At 42.4% G+C, this 18,538-nt stretch carries 18 protein-coding genes and 1 pseudogene; 11 read left to right on the top strand and 8 right to left on the bottom strand.

Features of this window, described 5'->3' with window-relative positions; genetic code table 11:
• Positions 1-31: 31 nt before the first annotated feature.
• Positions 32-760: a histidine phosphatase family protein gene (locus tag T497_RS0109740; protein WP_028515449.1), complete on the bottom strand. Its 729-nt coding sequence runs from the start codon at positions 758-760 to the stop codon at positions 32-34.
• 307 nt (positions 761-1,067) lie between these two features.
• Here T497_RS0109740 and T497_RS0109735 point away from each other — a divergent pair, with 307 nt between their 5' ends.
• From T497_RS0109735 to T497_RS18540, 6 genes are all read left to right on the top strand, one after another.
• Positions 1,068-1,286, top strand: coding sequence for a hypothetical protein (locus T497_RS0109735; RefSeq protein ID WP_028515448.1), 219 nt, complete (start codon positions 1,068-1,070; stop codon positions 1,284-1,286).
• 278 nt (positions 1,287-1,564) lie between these two features.
• On the top strand, positions 1,565-2,266 hold the full coding sequence (locus T497_RS0109730) for a response regulator transcription factor (RefSeq protein ID WP_028515447.1): 702 nt from the start codon (positions 1,565-1,567) through the stop codon (positions 2,264-2,266).
• 92 nt (positions 2,267-2,358) lie between these two features.
• Complete coding sequence (locus tag T497_RS0109725) at positions 2,359-3,540, top strand: HAMP domain-containing sensor histidine kinase (RefSeq protein ID WP_242839999.1); 1,182 nt, start codon at positions 2,359-2,361, stop codon at positions 3,538-3,540.
• A gap of 99 nt (positions 3,541-3,639) precedes the next feature.
• Positions 3,640-4,404 carry an ABC transporter ATP-binding protein gene (locus T497_RS0109720; protein ID WP_028515445.1) on the top strand — a complete coding sequence of 255 codons (765 nt, stop codon included), beginning with the start codon at positions 3,640-3,642 and terminating at the stop codon, positions 4,402-4,404.
• Positions 4,398-6,737, top strand: coding sequence for an FtsX-like permease family protein (locus tag T497_RS0109715; RefSeq protein WP_028515444.1), 2,340 nt, complete (start codon positions 4,398-4,400; stop codon positions 6,735-6,737). The genes T497_RS0109720 and T497_RS0109715 overlap by 7 nt, the downstream gene beginning before the upstream one ends.
• Before the next feature lie 21 nt (positions 6,738-6,758).
• A complete protein-coding gene (locus tag T497_RS18540; RefSeq protein ID WP_028515443.1) occupies positions 6,759-7,457 on the top strand; it encodes a dockerin type I repeat-containing protein in 699 nt (232 codons plus the stop codon).
• Between the two features lie 35 nt (positions 7,458-7,492).
• Here the strand turns inward: T497_RS18540 and T497_RS0109705 are convergent, their stop codons facing one another.
• From T497_RS0109705 to T497_RS0109680, 6 genes are all read right to left on the bottom strand, one after another.
• Positions 7,493-8,539 (bottom strand): hypothetical protein, encoded by a 1,047-nt coding sequence (locus tag T497_RS0109705; protein ID WP_028515442.1) that lies wholly within the window; start codon positions 8,537-8,539, stop codon positions 7,493-7,495.
• Positions 8,540-8,749: 210 nt separating this feature from the next.
• Entirely contained in the window at positions 8,750-9,289 is a 540-nt protein-coding gene (locus T497_RS17570; RefSeq protein WP_051530613.1) for a GNAT family N-acetyltransferase, read from the bottom strand.
• An 18-nt stretch (positions 9,290-9,307) separates the two neighbouring features.
• Positions 9,308-9,973 (bottom strand): hypothetical protein, encoded by a 666-nt coding sequence (locus tag T497_RS0109695; protein WP_028515441.1) that lies wholly within the window; start codon positions 9,971-9,973, stop codon positions 9,308-9,310.
• A 21-nt stretch (positions 9,974-9,994) separates the two neighbouring features.
• On the bottom strand, positions 9,995-10,768 hold the full coding sequence (locus tag T497_RS0109690; protein ID WP_028515440.1) for a class I SAM-dependent methyltransferase: 774 nt from the start codon (positions 10,766-10,768) through the stop codon (positions 9,995-9,997).
• A 118-nt stretch (positions 10,769-10,886) separates the two neighbouring features.
• Positions 10,887-11,456 carry a carbonic anhydrase gene (locus T497_RS0109685; RefSeq protein ID WP_028515439.1) on the bottom strand — a complete coding sequence of 190 codons (570 nt, stop codon included), beginning with the start codon at positions 11,454-11,456 and terminating at the stop codon, positions 10,887-10,889.
• Between the two features lie 10 nt (positions 11,457-11,466).
• Positions 11,467-12,606, bottom strand: coding sequence for a glycerate kinase family protein (locus tag T497_RS0109680; RefSeq protein ID WP_028515438.1), 1,140 nt, complete (start codon positions 12,604-12,606; stop codon positions 11,467-11,469).
• Between the two features lie 104 nt (positions 12,607-12,710).
• Here T497_RS0109680 and T497_RS0109675 point away from each other — a divergent pair, with 104 nt between their 5' ends.
• Genes T497_RS0109675 through T497_RS17565 form a run of 3 tightly spaced genes read left to right on the top strand, consistent with a single transcriptional unit; the run spans position 12,711 to position 15,208 of the window.
• Positions 12,711-13,475, top strand: coding sequence for an AlkZ-related protein (locus T497_RS0109675; protein WP_028515437.1), 765 nt, complete (start codon positions 12,711-12,713; stop codon positions 13,473-13,475).
• A gap of 12 nt (positions 13,476-13,487) precedes the next feature.
• A complete protein-coding gene (locus tag T497_RS0109670) occupies positions 13,488-14,702 on the top strand; it encodes a YqiA/YcfP family alpha/beta fold hydrolase (RefSeq protein ID WP_028515436.1) in 1,215 nt (404 codons plus the stop codon).
• A 41-nt stretch (positions 14,703-14,743) separates the two neighbouring features.
• Complete coding sequence (locus tag T497_RS17565) at positions 14,744-15,208, top strand: hypothetical protein (protein WP_051530612.1); 465 nt, start codon at positions 14,744-14,746, stop codon at positions 15,206-15,208.
• A gap of 529 nt (positions 15,209-15,737) precedes the next feature.
• Here the strand turns inward: T497_RS17565 and T497_RS18320 are convergent.
• Positions 15,738-15,965: a hypothetical protein gene (locus T497_RS18320; protein WP_155266890.1), complete on the bottom strand. Its 228-nt coding sequence runs from the start codon at positions 15,963-15,965 to the stop codon at positions 15,738-15,740.
• 273 nt (positions 15,966-16,238) lie between these two features.
• Between T497_RS18320 and T497_RS18835 the strand changes: the two genes are divergently transcribed.
• A complete protein-coding gene (locus T497_RS18835) occupies positions 16,239-18,095 on the top strand; it encodes a hypothetical protein (protein ID WP_028515435.1) in 1,857 nt (618 codons plus the stop codon).
• Positions 18,089-18,214 (top strand): annotated as a pseudogene (locus T497_RS19035) (dockerin type I domain-containing protein); the annotation flags it as partial. The gene T497_RS18835 and the pseudogene T497_RS19035, both read left to right, overlap by 7 nt.
• Positions 18,215-18,538 lie beyond the last annotated feature (324 nt).

The following is an 18,538-nucleotide window of genomic DNA, read 5'->3' as shown; positions in this document are numbered from 1 at the left end:
CTTATGAACATTCTTTTCAGTTGTTCATATATCAATCATGACGTTGTTCAGAGTTGCTGAATGTTTCGCAGAAGCGTCCTGCAAAAGCGGGAGGTTCGCCGTGATTATTCAGGTGAGAAATATCACCGAAAGCAGTAACGCGGAAGTATGCTATTCCCTCACGGCGTTCTTCTGTGCATACAGTTGTTACCGAGGTAGGAGCTGCCATGAAGCCGTGCCAGAGTAGCATAGGGGAGATACCGAGAAGATGTCCAAGTATTACGCACTCAACTCCGAAATGGCAGAACAGTGCGATAGTATATTCATTTGGACGAACGGCACTATAGTAATTGCCGTTACGCTCATATCCGTGTCTGGCAAGCAGAGAATCAAGACCGTTTTGTACATAGGCAATTCCGTTTTGCATATCGGCTTCTGCCATAACTGGAACATCAACCCATTTGTCCTTGTCATAATATTCAGGAACAGCTGTCCAGTTCTGAGGCAGCATATCCCATGCAATGCGGCGCTGACCGTCGGGGCCGATAATGAGATTGCGGTCAAATTCGCGGAGCCAGTCCAGAGTTTCTGCTGAGCGCCCGCATTTTTTCAATGTATATCCGGCAGTAGCCTGAGCTCTGCCGAGAGGAGAAACATAATATGCAGCAATGTCCATGGGCGCTATACGCTCTGAAAGCAGTTCAGCTTCTCTATGTCCCTTTTCAGTAAGTGAGTCGATGGTGTAGTCCGGATCACCATGTCTGATAATCAGTAATTTCATAATTATCTCCCTTCAATAAACGGCACAACGTCCTGCCATATAAGATCCTAGCAAATAATATTCGAATACTGTTATTTTATCACATTTTAGCATTATTGGCAATATCTGTATAAAAAGTCATTTGCATGCCCGATACCGTATGTTTCAATAAGTAGTTTGGGTTGAGATACACTTCAGAAAGCAGAAACATTTCAAAATTGTAATGTCCTGTAATTATAAACGAATGACAGATATCATATTACGGTGTATAATAAGATCATGGAAACGGGAACAACCCGAAAATGAACACCGAAAGGAAGTATTTACCATGAAAAAGTCAGAGAAGATCATTTTTACAATTTTTAAGACAGTATACTTTATGTGTCTTATTGCATTCGTAATAGCATATATAACAGAGCTTGTCAGCCCTACAGCTGCATATTGCAGCATAACTTCATCTGACTGGTTCACTCTTGGACTTATGTCATGCGTTTATGTGCTGATTGCAGATAAGCAGAAAAAGGATAAGGCTTCTGATAATAACTGAATATAAAACCGGAGGCAGCCTATGGCTGCCTTTTCAGTTTAATGTTCGATTTTGATTAATAACGTGTCTTATCCAGTATTCAGGTATACCCTGATTTCTGTCTATAAACAGTAAAACGGGATTATCTGCTTTTGTTCACTTCATAGCCATTCCAAGCTTTGTTCCATTAAATAGGTAAATAGTAATATAAAGCGGTTAATTTAGCAATAGATTTCCGCCTTGAAATAAAAACGGATTTATGTTATAATGAGACAAATCAGAGAGAAAGCGGTGGTAAAATGCATACAAGCGTCCTTGTTATTGACGACGAGCAGGAGTTGGCTGAATATACGGCTAAATACTTCAATATGTCAGGTATAGAAACACAGTATGCTCTGACTGCTCAGGATGCTCGTAATTTCCTAAAAAATAATACTTGTTCGCTGATTCTTCTTGATATAAACCTCGGTGATGATTCGGGGTTTGAACTTTGCAGGGAGATACGTACCGGTATTGATGTGCCTATCTTCTTCATAAGTGCAAGGGCTGCAGAAGACGATATGCTTCTCGCGTTGAGTATAGGCGGTGACGATTATATATGCAAGCCCTATTCTCTTGGGGTGTTGCTTGCAAAGGTCAAGGCAGTGCTTAAAAGGTATGAAGAAACGAAGAATACAAATGACAAGGATAACAGTGACGGCATCATTCCTCTCGGCAATGCATTCTTTGATATGAAAAAGGCTGCAATAATTAGGGACGGTCAAAGTACAGCACTCAAAGCGAAGGAATACAAGCTACTCATGTATCTTCTGAAAAACAAGAACCGTGTTATTCCCAAAGATGAGTTTTTCGTGAAAGTCTGGGAAACCGAATATGTCAGCGATGTTACGCTGAACGTACATATCCGTCATCTGCGCGAAAAAATAGAAGATGATGCAGGCACTCCGACAGTTATAAAAACTATATGGGGTGTTGGTTTCATGCTGGAGGATAACAATTGAAAAGGCGGTTTATTGTATTATATGTCGTTTTGTTCTCTCTGATTAGTTGTTTCATATGTACTTACATACTTCATTCCGGCTCAAAGCAGGTCATGCCGCAGTATACAACGGAGATAAATAGGCTTATTATCGATACAGGTGAGAAATGGGATGAGATCTCCTCATTGGACAACGCCTTTGTTGAGAGCGGAGAAGCTTTTGATTATGCAGTTATTGACAATGAAGGTCGTCTTCTCTGTTATACTAAGGAGGGCATGTCAACGACTGTCTCTTCTGCCACAGGGCATTATGACATTATACGAGATATCGGGGTAAACGGTGAAACAGCAGGGAAACTGATAGTTCACAATCCATATGCTGAACAGAAACACAGCAGCGATGTAAGAAATGCAATAATGATAGGAAGTATGGCTGCACTGATGATAATGATATCTGTGGTATACTTTATTATCCTCAGAAAACGTGTAGTTGACCCTTTCAGAAAGCTGAAGAATTTTGCAGTGCGTGTTGCGGGCGGAGATCTTGAAACTCCTCTTGAAATGGATAGGGGAAACATATTTGGTGCATTCACTGAGAGCTTTGATATAATGCGTGAGGAACTCAAAGCTTCACGGAAGCGGGAGGAAGCTGCTGTTAAAAGCCGCAAGGAGCTTATAGCTGAGCTTTCACATGATATCAAGACGCCTGTTTCATCTATAAAGGCAATGGTTGATTATCTTGAACTTGTCACTCAGGATGAAGAGACAAAAGAAACACTTAAATCGATAAACAGCAAGGCTGACCGTATAGACAAGCTTGTGCTTAATATGTTTCACGCCACTCTTGAAGAACTTGAACAGCTTGAAGTTAATCCACAGGAAATGTCTTCGCGTGATATTGAAAACATCATAAAAGAGTGCGATGCCTTAAAAAGGGTGACAGAGGCAGATATAAAAGACTGCATGGTATATGCCGATAAACTGAGGCTTGAACAGGTATTCGGCAATATATTCTCAAATTCATATAAATATGCAGATACTGAGATAAGAGTTACAAGCTTTTTCGATGACGGCTTCTTCGTTATTGAGGTATCTGACAAGGGCGGAGGAGTTCCTGATGAAGAACTTGATATCATAATGGAAAAGTTCTGCCGTGGAACAAATGCTGCAGGAAAGGAAGGTTCGGGGATCGGACTATATATTTCACATTATCTGATAGGACAGATGGGCGGAGAACTGACTTGCCGCAATAACGGCGAAGGCTTTACCGTTTCACTGAGTTTCAGGCTCATTTAAAGAATAATTAAAGAATCGACAAAGATTTAAAAAATGCAATATGATATAATAAGATCATACAGAAAAGAACTGTATGATCTTATTTTTTGGAGGACTGCTATGAATAACAAGAAAGTTATTGTCAAGACCGAAAAGCTTTCAAAAAGCTTTTCAGTTGGCGGAAAGCAGCAGCACGTTATAAAAAATCTCGATCTTGAGATATATGAAGGTGATTTTACTGTTATAATGGGCTCATCGGGAGCAGGAAAATCGACTCTGCTCTATATGCTTTCGGGTATGGATAAGCCCTCTCTCGGCAGTGTGGATTACTGCGGTGAGCATATCACTGATATGAATGATGACAAACTGGCTGTTTTTCGCAGAAAGCACTGCGGCTTCGTATTTCAGCAGATTCACCTTGTTGATAGCATGAGTGTTATGGATAATGTGATAAGTACTGGTATGCTTATCGGTCAGAAGCAGAAGGAACTGAAGAAAAAAGCTATAGGGCTGTTTGGAAAAATGGGGTTAAGCGAAGAGCTTACCAGGAAATTTCCGGCTCAGATATCCGGTGGTGAAGCACAGAGAGCTGCAGTTGTACGGGCGCTTATCAACGATCCGGATATAGTATTTGCGGACGAGCCTACCGGTGCTCTTAACAGTGCCGGTGTAAAGTCTGTGCTTGATGTTCTGACAAATATCAATAATGCCGGACAGTCAGTTGTAATGGTCACACATGATATCAAATCGGCAAGACGCGGCAATCGCATAATCTATTTGCAGGATGGCGGTATAGTCGGGGAATGTGAGCTCAGTAAATATGTCAGCGGCGATGAGGAACGTCATGAGAGGATAAGGAAGTTTCTGGAGGGAATGGGATGGTAAAGCTTATAAAAGCCGGTTTCCGCAAGGACAGGACTATCATGGTGGTGTTCCTGATGATAATCTTTATCTCCACATTCTTGCTGCATACTGGAATGCTAGCGTCTATGTATCCACGTCTGTTTGACGAATATGCCGATGAGCAACACCCTGCTGACTATATAATATGGACGACTGCGGACAACGGCAGTATTGATACAGCACTTGCAGAGTGTAACGGTGTGAAGTGCTATGCTACAGAGGATATGGTAAATATACCTGTATTCAAATTCACAACGAGCAGATGCTCGAAGGAAAGAGCGCAAAGTGGTTGGTTCGTTCAGCGGCTCGGTGATAACGTAGGCTATGAGACCTTTGTATTTGATAAGCGCAATGACAACATAGGTGAAAAAAGAATATATATCAACACCTACATTGCGGCGGCAAATGATCTCTGTATTGGAGATAAAATGAGCCTCGACACACCTTACGGCAAGTTCGAGTATTATATCGCAGGCATATACCAGCATCTCATAATGGGGAATTCGTATTACTACGAATCTGCTCTTCTCGATGAGACATCTTTCAGGGAGCTTCAGGAGGCTGCGGGAAAATCAGACAGCGGTAAAATGCATTTGGTATTTGCATTTGCGGAAGGCGGTGCAGATATAGAGGACGAAATGGAAGCTGCGTTATTGCAGCTTCGCGGAGACGGAAGCACATACGCGAATGGTCACGGTATTGAACTCTCAAGAAGCGGATACACCGTTGTCGTGAATATTCTTGCGGGATTTATTGCAGCTTTTGCAGTGATAATCATGGCAATATGTTTCATAATGATAGTGTTCACCATTAACAACAACATCAGCCGCGATATAATCAACATCGGAGCTCTGCGGTCTGTCGGACACACTGTACGTCAGATACGTGCGGCACTGACTGCCGAATTTGTGATTCTTGGAGCAGTCGGCTCATTGGCAGGCATGATCCTGTCATATGCCATTTATCCCGCTATGGAAAAGATGTTCATCAGGGAGTTGTGCGGTATAATCTGGAAGGAGCGCTTTTACCCCGGCATATCGCTCGGGATGCTTGCAGGAGTACTGCTTATGACAGCGGCAGTTGCTATGTTCTCTACGATGAAGATTAAGAAGCTTCAACCCGTAACTGCTCTACGCTTCGGGTTAAGGTCAAATAGCTTCAAGAAGAATCATTTTCCGCTCAGTGAGACAAGGGGAAAGCTGAATTTACTGCTCGCATTGAAGAGCTCTATGCAGAATATGGGGCAGAATATCGTCATCTTTTTTATGATAACGGCGGTCGCATTTGTCACTCAGTTCTCAGGACTTCTCTTCTACAATACAAGGGTCGATATCACAAATTTTCAGCGTATGATACAGGGTGACGCTCCGGATGCTTATGTATACCTTAAAGACGATTCTTATGAATCAGCTTGCCGTGTCATAGACGTTCTGAGCAAGGTTGACGGAGTATCTGAGGCATACGGACTATTCTCTGTGGAGGCGACTGTCGGAGAGGATGACGTTACGCTCATTTATGTTACAGATCCTGACTGCGTTTATTGCGGTGTCTATGAGGGAGAGATAATGCGTGAGGATAACGAGGTCGTGATAGGAAGCTCGGTCGCCGAGAGCCTTGGCGTAGGAGTAGGCGATGAAATAACAGTTGGATATGGTGAGAACAGCAGGCGCTACCTTATCACCGGCTTGCAGCAGTCAGTAATGAATACGAGACTATATATGACTGATAAAGCTGCTCAGGCACTTGGAGTCGATACAAGATACAATCGTATTCGCGTGAGGGTAACTGATGCGACAGATAAGAGAGTGGAAGAAGTACTCGGCAGGATAGACAGTCTTGATGACGATGCTATCACCGAGACGAAGAATTATTACCGTGAGCAGCGAAGCTCGGAGAATGTTCCGGTATATGCAGTGGGCTTTATTGTCCTGATAATGATAATACTTAGCGTTGCGACTGTACTGTTGGTAATACGCCTTTTGCTGAAGGCAGTGTTCATCAGGAAAGAGCGTGAATTCGGCATTAAAAAGGCGGTCGGCTTTACCAGTACCCAGCTACGTTATCAGCTTTCGCTGTCACTTATGCCGACAACGATCATAGCTGCCATTACAGGCTCTGTAGCGGGATACATACTGCTTAATCCGCTATTTACGCTCATACTTGGCGGATACGGTATAAGAAATGCAAATCTTCTGCTTCAGCCGCTTCTGATACCGATAACAGCGATTTCGGTAACGCTGCTTGTATTTGCATTCAGCTTTATTATGTCGGGCAGGATGAAAAAACTTTCGGCTTATAAACTTATACAGGAATAATATATTACAGGGGGAAGTATTATGGATATAAGAAAAATAACTGCATCATTATCAGCGGTGTGTATTCTCGGTAGCGGAATCGCTTTAAACAGTGAGGTATGCATCCAACATTCACTTATTGCAAAAGCAGCGTACTTTGATTCCGGTGAATTCGGTGATGGCCTGAGATGGGAACTGGATGATGAGGGAATACTGAAATTCGGCGGAAGCGGAGAAATAATAGACTGGCCCTGGAGAGAATATGAACCGAGGATATACAGTCAGTGCAGAATAAGAGAAGTAATAATAGACAAAGGAATCACAAAAGTTGGATTTTTTGATTATTCGAACTATGGTCTTGAAAAAATAACAATTCTGAATCCTGATTGTATCATATGTGAAACACCGGATAATGCTGATCCGAAAGATAGTGGAGTCATCAGTAATGTAAGGTTCAATGGTTGTATATACGGTTTCAGCGATTCAACAGCTCAGACTTATGCAGAAAAGCACGGATTTGCCTTTGAAGAGATAGATGCAGCATCTGTCAGAAAAGCAGGTGACATAAACTGCGACGGAGAGTTCAGTATCGCTGACATCGTCCTGCTCCAGAAATGGCTTATTGCCGCTCCTGATACTGAACTTGCAGACTGGAAGGCGGGGGATTTCTGTAATGATGATGTCCTTGATATTTTTGACCTTTGTATTATGAAGCGTGAATATCTGAAACAGGCAAAGTGAGATGTCCAATAGATGATTGTGATTCCCAAATGCAATCAAGGACAGGAAATCTTCATTAATTCAGTATCAGCGCCAACAGTATTATCCCTTAATTCCTCCCAGATCAGATTACCATTGCCATTGAGTCGGAAATGCGCGCATCCGTTGGTATAACGTATAGTGGCAGATTCATTTCCGTTCTCATCATAAATCGAATCTACGCAGCGGCCGTTTGTAGAATCGAGGTATTCACCGTTGAATTCGCAGCTATATGTCCAGTTCGTCGATTCTGCAGCACTGCTCGACCATTTGACAGATGCTTCGTAACCGGCACCGCTTTTTACAATGGTGATATAAATTCTGCCTACACTCCATGTACCGAGGAAATCATCACCTGAATGCTGTCCTATGGAAGATTCGTCCGCCATATTATATTTCTCTATAGCTTTGATATATTTGCTTTCTACATAGCCTATCTTATTCTGATAATTTACAACACACCAGTTTGCATCAGAAGGGAGTAAATAATAATTAACCTGTGTGCCGTTCGGGATTGTGATAAGGCTCTCTGCATAAGAATGAGTGCCGCTCATCAGATTGATATCCCTGGTAACGGAGCCGCCAAGTACATTATCGCCGCCGACTGCCGGATCAAAAGGCGTGATTTCTTTGACATTGTTTGCAGGGATGTAACCTACTGTTTCCTTGAAATCCGTCATAAACCAACCTTCAATACCGCTTTCAAATACACCGATCTGGGTACCGTCAGGGATTGTCAGCAGCGTTTCAGAATTTGCGTCCGCTGTCTTTTTTACAGCTGTATCAGCTGTGACATAGCCTCCGAAAATACTGTTTCCGAGCTTTGAAGATTCTGCTATGGTGCTGTTCCCTTTGTTTTCAGATTTTACATTATCAGATTTTTTATTTACAGCAGTCGTTGTTATCTTATTAGCTTTTGACGTAACTGATTCAGTTGTTGTTACAGCTGTAGTTTGGGGGGAGGATATTAAGCTTTCGGTTGTTGCGCCGCTTTCTGTACTTCCACATGAAACCGTGGATGCTAATAATGTGAGTATTGCAAGACAAGATATCATTTTTTTCATAATAACTACCTCATTTCAAATTAATTTTGCAGACCTGATGTTCTTGGTGTAATTGTATAATACCACATTAATCACGAAATGTGTTCAGAATTACAAATTTGTAATTCTGAGAAATTCAATAAGTTGAGAATGTAACTAAGGGCGTTCGTGGTTATATAATTGAAGAATTACCGAATATAAGAAGTAAGGCAGTCCATTACGGACTGCCATTCATTTTCTGTAGAGCTTTGGTATATGGTCGGGGACTATTGAACTGAGATACGTAGTAAAGCGTTCAAATCCTTCTTTGTCAAAAACAGGTTCGGAGCAGGCTATGGTGAATTCGGTGTCATCATAGAAGCTGTACCAGTCGGTTTCGTAAAACCCATTTCTCAGGTAAAAATCACGCCTGCGAAGTCGCATTGCATTATTATCGCAGCTTACATCGGGTGTCTCGAATTCGGTCACTATCTGTGTGCCATGATAGCGTTCTTTCAGAAGCTGTAAAGCCTGACTACCGATACCGGAGGAGCGTTTATCACGGCTAACGGCAAAATATGCAAGATAGCGTATATTCTCATATTTGCGCACCGTGAAGAAGCCGACGATAGTATCATTATCATATATTCCTAGCATATCGAGCTTTTCACTTGTATCGGAAGCATACAGATCATCAAGGGAGTTCTTTTCACATTCGGGAAAGGATTCTTCGTTTATGGTGTCTGCAATGCGTTTATCCTCCGAATCCTGCTGTAATATTCTTAGCTCCATTATGTTTCTCCTGTTTTTTTACTCGTTGACGATATTGCAGAAATAGTAAAAGTCATCATGCATTCCGTACCAGCTGGTCATTACTTCGTGGCGTTTTCCGTTGTCTTCCGTGTATATGAGCTGGGTTTCTGTGACATCGCCCTGAGCGCTCCAGGAACGATAAAGCAGATGTTCATTTTCAAATTCGGTCCAGACTTCTTCTTCATGCGAGCCGAATTCTTCGAAAAAGCGGTCAGTAGTTACGGCTTCGGGGATGTATTTGTATAATTCGTAAAGGGGCATGACGTTCAGTATCTCAACGCTTATGAAAGCTGAAAAATCATCTGCCCACAGAACTTCCTCAAAGCGGCAGAGCACAGCTGCGGCTTTGTATATATCCTCAGGTGACGCGGCACTGTCCCAGCCGTTGAGAAACATCTGCCATGGTTCATATACATTTGTGAATACTGCTCCTATCTCCACATCGAATGGCGCTTTTACCCTGAGTATGCGCTTGTCTCCGACCTTTGGAGTAATATTTGTCTCTGACCATTCTCTCTCATTTATCGGTTTAATGTTTTCTTCTTCATCGAAAACAGCCCATTCCATGTGATAGGCTTTTTCGTGGATACCTGCGGACTCTATATAATCCGAACGTTTGTCCTCAGTTACACGCGACTTGCAGCATTTGCATAAAAAATTCATATCCATTCTCCCTGAAAAAAATCATTTTATCCTTTCAAGTATGAGCTTTATGTGAGTATGCTCGGTGAGCTCAAAACCGAAATCTTTTCGTATCTGCCATGAGGTATAGGGGAGTGTGAAAACGTCCTTGTATACGAGCCTGTATGAATCGGGTATCCTTTTCATAAGCTCCTCTGTGAAAACAGGGAAGTAGTTCTCGTGGACCTCTCTGTCCCAGTTCTGGGTATATTTGTACTTCAGCAGAAAATGAACGAGCTGGCGCTGTTCTGTGATCTTGCCCCAGACACTCTCAAAGCTCTCCAGCCATTTTGCATATATGCTGTTTCTTATGGCTTCAAGCTGTTCTGTTCTTACGGGAATATTTTCAGCCTGTGAGAACATCATGTCGCGTATGGTCACATACCTGAAACCGCTGCCGAAAACTCTGTCCCAGAACAGGTCGATGTTCTTTTCTGTGCCGTAGGAATAGACCTCGTGAATAGTGCTTGAGATATTGATAAGGCTTTCATCAAACGGGATATCTATCTTGTCCCAGTCTTCATAGAACTTCGCGTCCGGGACGTTCTGTCGTGCGGCTTCTATCATCTCGCGGCTGATATCGTAGCCTGAATACTCATAATCGGGAAACATGGGCTTCATAGCCTTGATAAGCTCTCCGTTGGCACAGCCGAAATCAAGGATATATTTAAAGGGCTCGAAAACCTTGTCAATGAAGAACATTTTATCAAGTATCGAGCGCTGCATTCTTGTCAGGTAAATATCCAGATCGGATATACGGTTCATATCTGTATCCATAATGGCTCCCCCTTTTGGAAATCAATTTCAGTTTTTCATTTTCATCAGAATATAAGCGGATATTAGTGACCTTGTTCTTTATATAATTATCACTTATTTTTTTCAATGAGCTGCTGTATCACAGGAACTCCACTTCGCCGCTTTCAAGGTGATATATAGCTCCGAGGACCTTTAGTCCGTATTCCTCTTCGTCCTTCTGTATTTGCAGGCTGTGCTCGATAATATCGCAGCTGTGCTTTACATTAAGACAGCAGGCTTTTACTTCGTCCTTTTCATTACCGATAGCCTTGACTATCTCGTCTGTGATATACTTAATATAGCCGTCAGGCTCGTGGTTCATAGCGGCGTCAACTGCTCCGCAGTGGTCATGTCCGAGAACCACGATAAGTCCCGTACCGAGGTGCTCTGCGGCGTATTCTATGCTGCCCAGCTGATGTGAGTCGATAACGTTGCCTGCAACTCTGATAACAAAAAGGTCGCCTATGCCTGCCGAGAAAATAAGCTCGGGAACTACCCTCGAATCCGAGCAGGCAATGATAATTGCATAGGGCTTCTGACCGCTGTTGCTGAACTTCAGGAGAGTATCAGGCGAAACATCGCTTGTTAGTTCATGGGACTCAATATATTTCTGATTGCCGATGATAAGACGTTTCTTTGCTTCTTCGGCTGTTATTCTGTATGACTCCATAGCTGTTACCTCACTTTGAAAATAGTTTTATGGTTCTGAATACCTGTTCTGCTGTATCGGCAAGATTACGGTAAGCATTAGTCCTGTCCATAGCCTGTTCAAGTGTCGATACAGTCCTTAATACAGGGAAGTATGCGTCTATGCCGTTTTGGTTGCAAAGCTCCGCTCCGCTTTTAACTGCTCCGCTGAATGCAATAACAGGCTTTCCGTATTTCTTGGCTATCCTTGCGATTCCCACGGGAGCTTTTCCCATAGCGGTCTGACTGTCGAGACAGCCCTCGCCTGTGACGACTATATCTGCGTCTTTTATTGCGGCTTCAAGCTTTGTTTCGCGTATCATCAGGTCGATACCTGATTCAAATTCAGCGCCGAGATAATACATCAGCGCAAAGCCAAGTCCGCCTGCCGCCCCTGCCCCTGCGGTATCGGGAGAAGCCGCAGGATTATAGTTTTTGGTGAGTTCGGCGTAGTTTTTCATGGCGATGTCCATAATCACTATTGATGTCCCACAGACAAATTTCTGCGGACCGAATACAACGCTGCACCCGTTTTCACCGCATAGCGGATTGGTAACGTCGCAGGCAACATGAAAACGGCATTCCTTTAGTTCGGGTATAACATTGTCGTCGGTTATGCGGACGAGCTGCATAAGTCCTTTTGCACCAAAGCCGACCTGCCGTCCGTTATCGTCGAGCATACCGAAACCGAGAGCCTGCAAACAGCCGATACCGCCGTCGTTGGTGGCGCTTCCGCCTATGCCGATTATGAAGTTACGGCAGCCGCGCTTTATGGCGTCGAGTATGAGCTCGCCTGTACCGTAAGTGGTGGTGTGCATCGGAGCGTCCACAAATGGTGGGATCAGAGTAAGCCCCGAAGCGGCAGCCATTTCGATAACTGCGGTATTATCTGGGAGAACGCCGTATTTTGCGGTGATAGGCTTGCCCAAGGGATTAGAGACCTCAGCTTCGCATAATTGTCCGTTCATTCCGCTTACGAGAGCTTCAACAGTTCCTTCGCCGCCGTCGGCAACAGGTTTTATTATGGTATCAGCGTCGGGAAAAACGCGGCGTATTCCCTCTGATACAGCATTTCCTGCTTCGATTGAGGAAATGCTGCCTTTGAATGAATCCATTGCGATAACTGCTTTCATTTTGCTCCTCCGATGTTTTTGTTGATTATATTATAACATTTTTCAAATGTGTTGTAAATAGAGTATCGGTGTGCTATAATTAAGAAAAAACATAGGAGAAGATTATGTCAGTAGAAAACGGTGAATGGATAATGCACGGGCTTGCGTGGGACGATCCATACAGGATACGAAGTCCTAAAGAGCTTGTGAACTGGATAAATGAAGTGGGCTTTCTGCCTTTGTTCGGTAATGGAGTTAAGGGATTTTCGGTAGAGGAGCACGTTGCTTCTGATTACTGGTGGACAGGTGACAGGGAGCAGGATCCATGGGAATGGCGTGAAATAATTGCCGCAGGGCATGAGGTTGTATACGGCAAGTTCTTTGACAAGAAAGCAGGCTTCATCAGCCTTGAATGGCTGCCATATTTTGCCAATTACAGGCGGGATGGTTACGATTTTGATTCCGCATGGGAGGACAGCAAGGTCAACCGTCGTGAGAAGCTGATAATGGACGTTCTCACTGATACTGACGGCGACGGGGATATCGTGTGGAACGACAAGCAGATACTTTCAACGGAGCTGAAACAGATTGCAGGCTTCGGAAAGGGCGGAGAGAAGAACTTCCCGGGTATCACAACAGACCTGATGATGAAGACATATCTTGTTACTGCTGATTTTCACAGGCGCAGGAACAAGAAAGGTGCAGAGTACGGTATGGCTGTATCGGTATTGTTGCCGCCTGAGTCTATATGGGGCTATGACGCGGTCACTTCTGCATACAGCGAAGCTCCGCATGATTCGTGGGAGCGCATAATAAACAGAGTAAAAGAGCTTTATCCCGACGCTGATGAAGCTGAGATAATAAGGCTTATCGGGAAAGAGCCGAAATAAAGGAATGATAATATGAAGATACTGAATTTACACGGCTTCATGGGCGAAGCCGATAACAAGAATTACAAGGCGCTTTGTGAGATGTATCCTTCGGAGAATATCATTTCGCCGAAGATAGATTATATAAACACTGCTCCCGAGGAACTGATGAAAAGGTTTTCGGATATAGCTGATACCGATGATTTTATCTTTGTGGGGCAGAGCCTCGGAGGCTGGTATGCGGACAAGCTGAGCAGAAAGTTCAAGCGTCCCTGCATACTTACAAATCCATGTTATTATCCGCATGAACTGGAGCTTATATCGACTTCGGGCATTCCTGCGGAGTTTCTGGAGCAATACCGTGCTATGTCTGCTCGTGATAGGAACGAGCGGGCTTATACACTTTACAGTGACGCTGATACTATTCTTCCCGATAACTTCTCAAACTGCAAAAAGCTGTCGGAGCAGGTAGTAAGAGTTCACGGCAGCCACAGTACTATCGAAAATGTGGGGGAGCATATTTCCGGGCTGCTCGCTGAGATACAGAACGACAGCCTGCTCCTGTTTTTAGGCAGAGGCTCGGCATTTGCAGACGAGCATAATTCTGCATTCTTTGTAGAGGACAACGAGCTTGTTCTCATTGACTGCCCTGCAACTTCCTATCAGAAGGTCAAGAAGATGAACTGGGAGCAGTACGATAATATCTATATCCTTATTACCCATACTCACGGCGACCATAGCGGGGGAGTGGGTACTATGCTGCAATACGTCTGGTTTGCCAGCTATATGAAAAAGAAAGTCACTATTGTTGCACCTTCGGAAGAAGTTAAGGAGGACCTGCTCCTTATGAGGATAGAGGGCTGCGAGCAGGAGTGGTTCGATATTATTACTGCTGATGAGCTCAATAAGAAGTGGTTCATTGCGGCAGTGCCTACTACTCACGTTAAACCGCTGGAGGGCAGGTGCTTTGGTTATCATCTGAATATCCACGGGAATAATGTAGTCTACACAGGTGATACGGCTACCCTTGAGCCGTTCAAGTCTATGCTGAAAAGGGGCTCGTTCCTGTATACAGAGGCGGCGTATTATAAAAGTGCAGTTCATATGCATCTGAAAGATATGCTTGCGGAGTATATAAGCTTTGCGGAAAGCGGCGTTCATGTATATCTCATGCACCTTGATGTTGAGGAAGAAATAAAGAAAATGACAGCCGATACGCCTTTGAAGCTTGCGCAGCTTTATGACTAAGATGATATGACGAAAAAACAATCAGGAGTTGCATTGATGATATGAAAAATCATTTTTATTATCTGATCACAAATACAAGAAAAGAACGCAGGCTGTCAGTGGAAGATGTTAAGTTTATTCTTGAACACTGCGGTTATAAAGCTCAAATGTTCGATACACAGTTTAAAATGGGCGCTAAGCGCTGGAGCAAGCGTAGGGAGTTCACAAATGCTTTGATAGACAACGGGCTCACATATTTTGCATACATCAAATTCTATAAAGGAGGCGATAATTCCTATGCTATTGTAGCAGGAAAGACTAAGGTAACAGAGTGCTATCGTACAGATATTTGTTTTACCAAGAGTGAGAAGTTCAAGGGCAAAGCTAAGGCGTTCCTGAGAGATAATAACCTTGAATGGGATACGGAAAAGATCATGGTCGTTATTCCAAATAATACTAAAAGCGAGCAGGAAGCCATAGACATCGAAAGGGAGATTACAGGCTTATTAGGTCTGTATTCAAGCTGAATCATCCTGACAGATTTGACAGGACTAAATGGAATGGACAGAATCTGCTTGGATATGCATTGATGATGGTTCGGGAGGAACTATAATATTTGATATCCTGAGAATAGATGAATATAAGACTCTAAGGCAGCCAGATATGGCTGCCTTTTGTCATGCGTACAGTGTGGAAAACTAAGCAGGCTTATTTCTTATTGTTAATACGTCTTTATATGCTGTATTCTCTATATAAAAAAGGCGGTATTTTATAGGAGCGACTTCTGTAAAGTCGGCAGTAAAAACTATGAACTATAAATAACTTGTAAAATTCAAAACTGGAATGAGCAACAGTAAGTGTTAAAGGGCAGCCATTTTGGCTGCCCCTCAGTATGTCTCGTGTGTCTTCTGATCCAAATTGAATCAGAAGGTTAAAATTTAAAGTAATATGTAATGATACGAATATTGGGTGAAAATGTACAGTAAAATCAGAAGAAGACAGCTTACTTTCTCAGATTCATAGCAGCAAATAAAAGCTTGTTTGGATAAAGACATTTCACTTTTTACTTTTATCATCGTTTGAGGAATTTTTTAATGTGTCATCTGGTATCTGAGGAGTGCTTTCACTCTGATACCATGGAGGTACTTTTAAAAAATCTAAGTATTCAGGAACTGTATCAACACCAGGCATAACCCTATAAACGCTCGGAGAAACGGATGTAGAATTTCTAGAAATTCCTACACCTGTTGAATTTGCATTCACGGTGGATGTGACAGATGCCATTAAGCTTTCTCCAGTAACGATGTTGTCACTGGGCAGAAGTACTATTACTACTACAGAGCCGTTGACACTGATTTCAAGGAGTCCAAGCCGTCGAATACTGTTGAGTGTATTCCACTGGACAAGGATAAACCGCAGATAGTTCATACTCCTGTAACGGACTCCGAGCCAGATAAGACAATTACTATCAGTGCAAATGTTACCGATAATGTCAAGGTCGACAGTGTAACCCTGTTCTATAAGTACAGCGATGAACAGGAGTGGAACAGCGAATCTATGAGAAATCCATCGGGATCGACATATAATAAGATCTTCTCTCAATATGAGGTGAGAAAAGGTCAGCTCCAGTATTATATCGAAGCTACAGACGGTATCAACAAGGCAAATGTCGGCAGCAAGGAGAAGCCCTGCGTTATTGATATCAAGCAATATACGGAGACTACATCTACAACAATAAATACAGCTACAGTAACTACGACAACGGTTTATTCACCGCCTGAGTATGAAAAGCATATCATAAAAAATGGTTATGTATCAGGTACAAAATCCGGTTCTGAAATGATAATATCAGCTGAAACTGATACAAATATAAGAAATATCACGCTTTATTACAAGTATTCTGATAACAAAACGTGGAATAGTTTGATAATGTCAAGTAATTCAACGGACTCGTCGTATAAGGCTGTACTTCCTGCGTCTAAGATAAGAGAAGGTACTCTGGAATACTATATAGAAGCTTCTGACGGTATAAATATTGAAAAATACGGCAGCAGAACGGAGCCATATACCGTTAAGGTAACAGCTTCAAGTATCATAACTCAGACAACGACAACTTTGTACAGAACTACTACTACAACTACAACAACTACTACTGCCGAGCCGCCAAAGATATCAAATGTTACTATATTCGGAGCTGCAGCTAATAGCGATATAACCGTCAATGCTGACATCACAGGAAGCGAAAGTATAATTGCTTCTTTCTATTATAAAATCGGAGCAAAAGATACATGGCATAAGATCACAATGAATAAGCTAACAGGCACAACCTATAACGCCATTATTAGGGCAACTAATGTGAAGGAGGGAACTCTTAGATACTATATCACGGTCAGTGATGGACTTAATACAGCAGAATACAGAAATGCAGATTCTCCCGCCTTTATTGTGGTTACTGCTACAACGAATACAACTACTTCATCAATGACTATTACTACCACAACAACTACTGCCGAGCAGCCAAAGATATTGAATGTAATTATATCCAAGGCTAAGGTGAATGAGGGCATCAAGGCAGAATCAGACATAACAGGAAACGGTGATATAAGTGCGGTTCTGTTATATAAATATGCAGAAGATTCCGAATGGAGCAGGGCGAATATGACAAAGGAAAATGGTTCGACATATAGTGCTTATATTCCGGCATATGAAAGCCGACAAGGAACGCTGCAATATTACGTTGAAGCTTCATGTGGCAAGAATACAGCGTATTTCGGAAGTGCAGAAAAGCCGTTCAGAATAGTAGTTATGCCAGAAACTACTACTACCAAGCTTACAACAACAACAACTACTACGACACGCATTTCGCCTACTACTACCACAAGCTCTTCAACAACGTCAACTACAACAGCAACGAGAACTACTTCATCAACATCAAGCAGTTCAATGACAACTTCGGTAAGCAGTACATCATCAACATCAAAATCTGCTTCTTCAACTACCACAAGTACAGGAACTATGGGAACAACCACATCTACCATAACAAATCCGCCTTTGATAACAGGAGACACCTCAATTACAATAAGCGATGCCGAACCATATAAAATACCGCTTGCACAGAATGAGGGAGTCACATTTGTATCAAACAACACCGATGTTGCGGTAGTTTCAGCTGACGGTGTCGTTACTCCTGTCGGAGAGGGCGTGGTCGTTATCTTCATCATTGATAAGAATAATAATGTGATACGACTCAAGATAGCTGTTAGACACAAAGAAAATGCCTATATGCTGGGAGATGTCAATAACGACGGCAAGATAAATGCGGTCGATGCTTCTGAGGTCCTGACTTATTATGCGATGAATCCACAAATCAGAACGGAGACTTCAACGAAGTACAGAAGCATGCGGCAGATGTAAATTATGACGGCAAGATCAATGCAGTTGACGCTTCTTGTATCCTTTCATACTATGCGTATACTTCTACTGCAAAGGAAACGATAGTATCGTTGGAGGAATACTTGAAGAAAAATGTGTAAAAACAATTTAAAACCCGAGGCTCGTATGAGCCTCGGGTTTTTCAATGTTGGTATAAGGGGATGATTTATTATCTTAGATATAAACTTTTACGCAGAGTTATATAATTATATATTATATCATTATCAAAATTTTGATTTAGCAAAAATTGTTAAAAATAGAAATATATGTTTGCAAAGTCGGAAGAATCGGCAAGAAGTTAAGATATAATGAACGAGATATAATGATATACAAATATTAAATAATCTCTATGTTTTGACTTTAAGTATATTTTTTTATGCTATTTAAACAGTGGACTATGAATTTTTTTTGTTTAATATGACAAA

This window comes from Ruminococcus flavefaciens MA2007 (genome assembly GCF_000621845.1).
Lineage (GTDB): Bacteria > Bacillota > Clostridia > Oscillospirales > Ruminococcaceae > Ruminococcus > Ruminococcus flavefaciens_E.
Note: the sequence above shows the minus strand (reverse complement) of the source record. Positions and strands in the feature narration are given on the sequence as shown.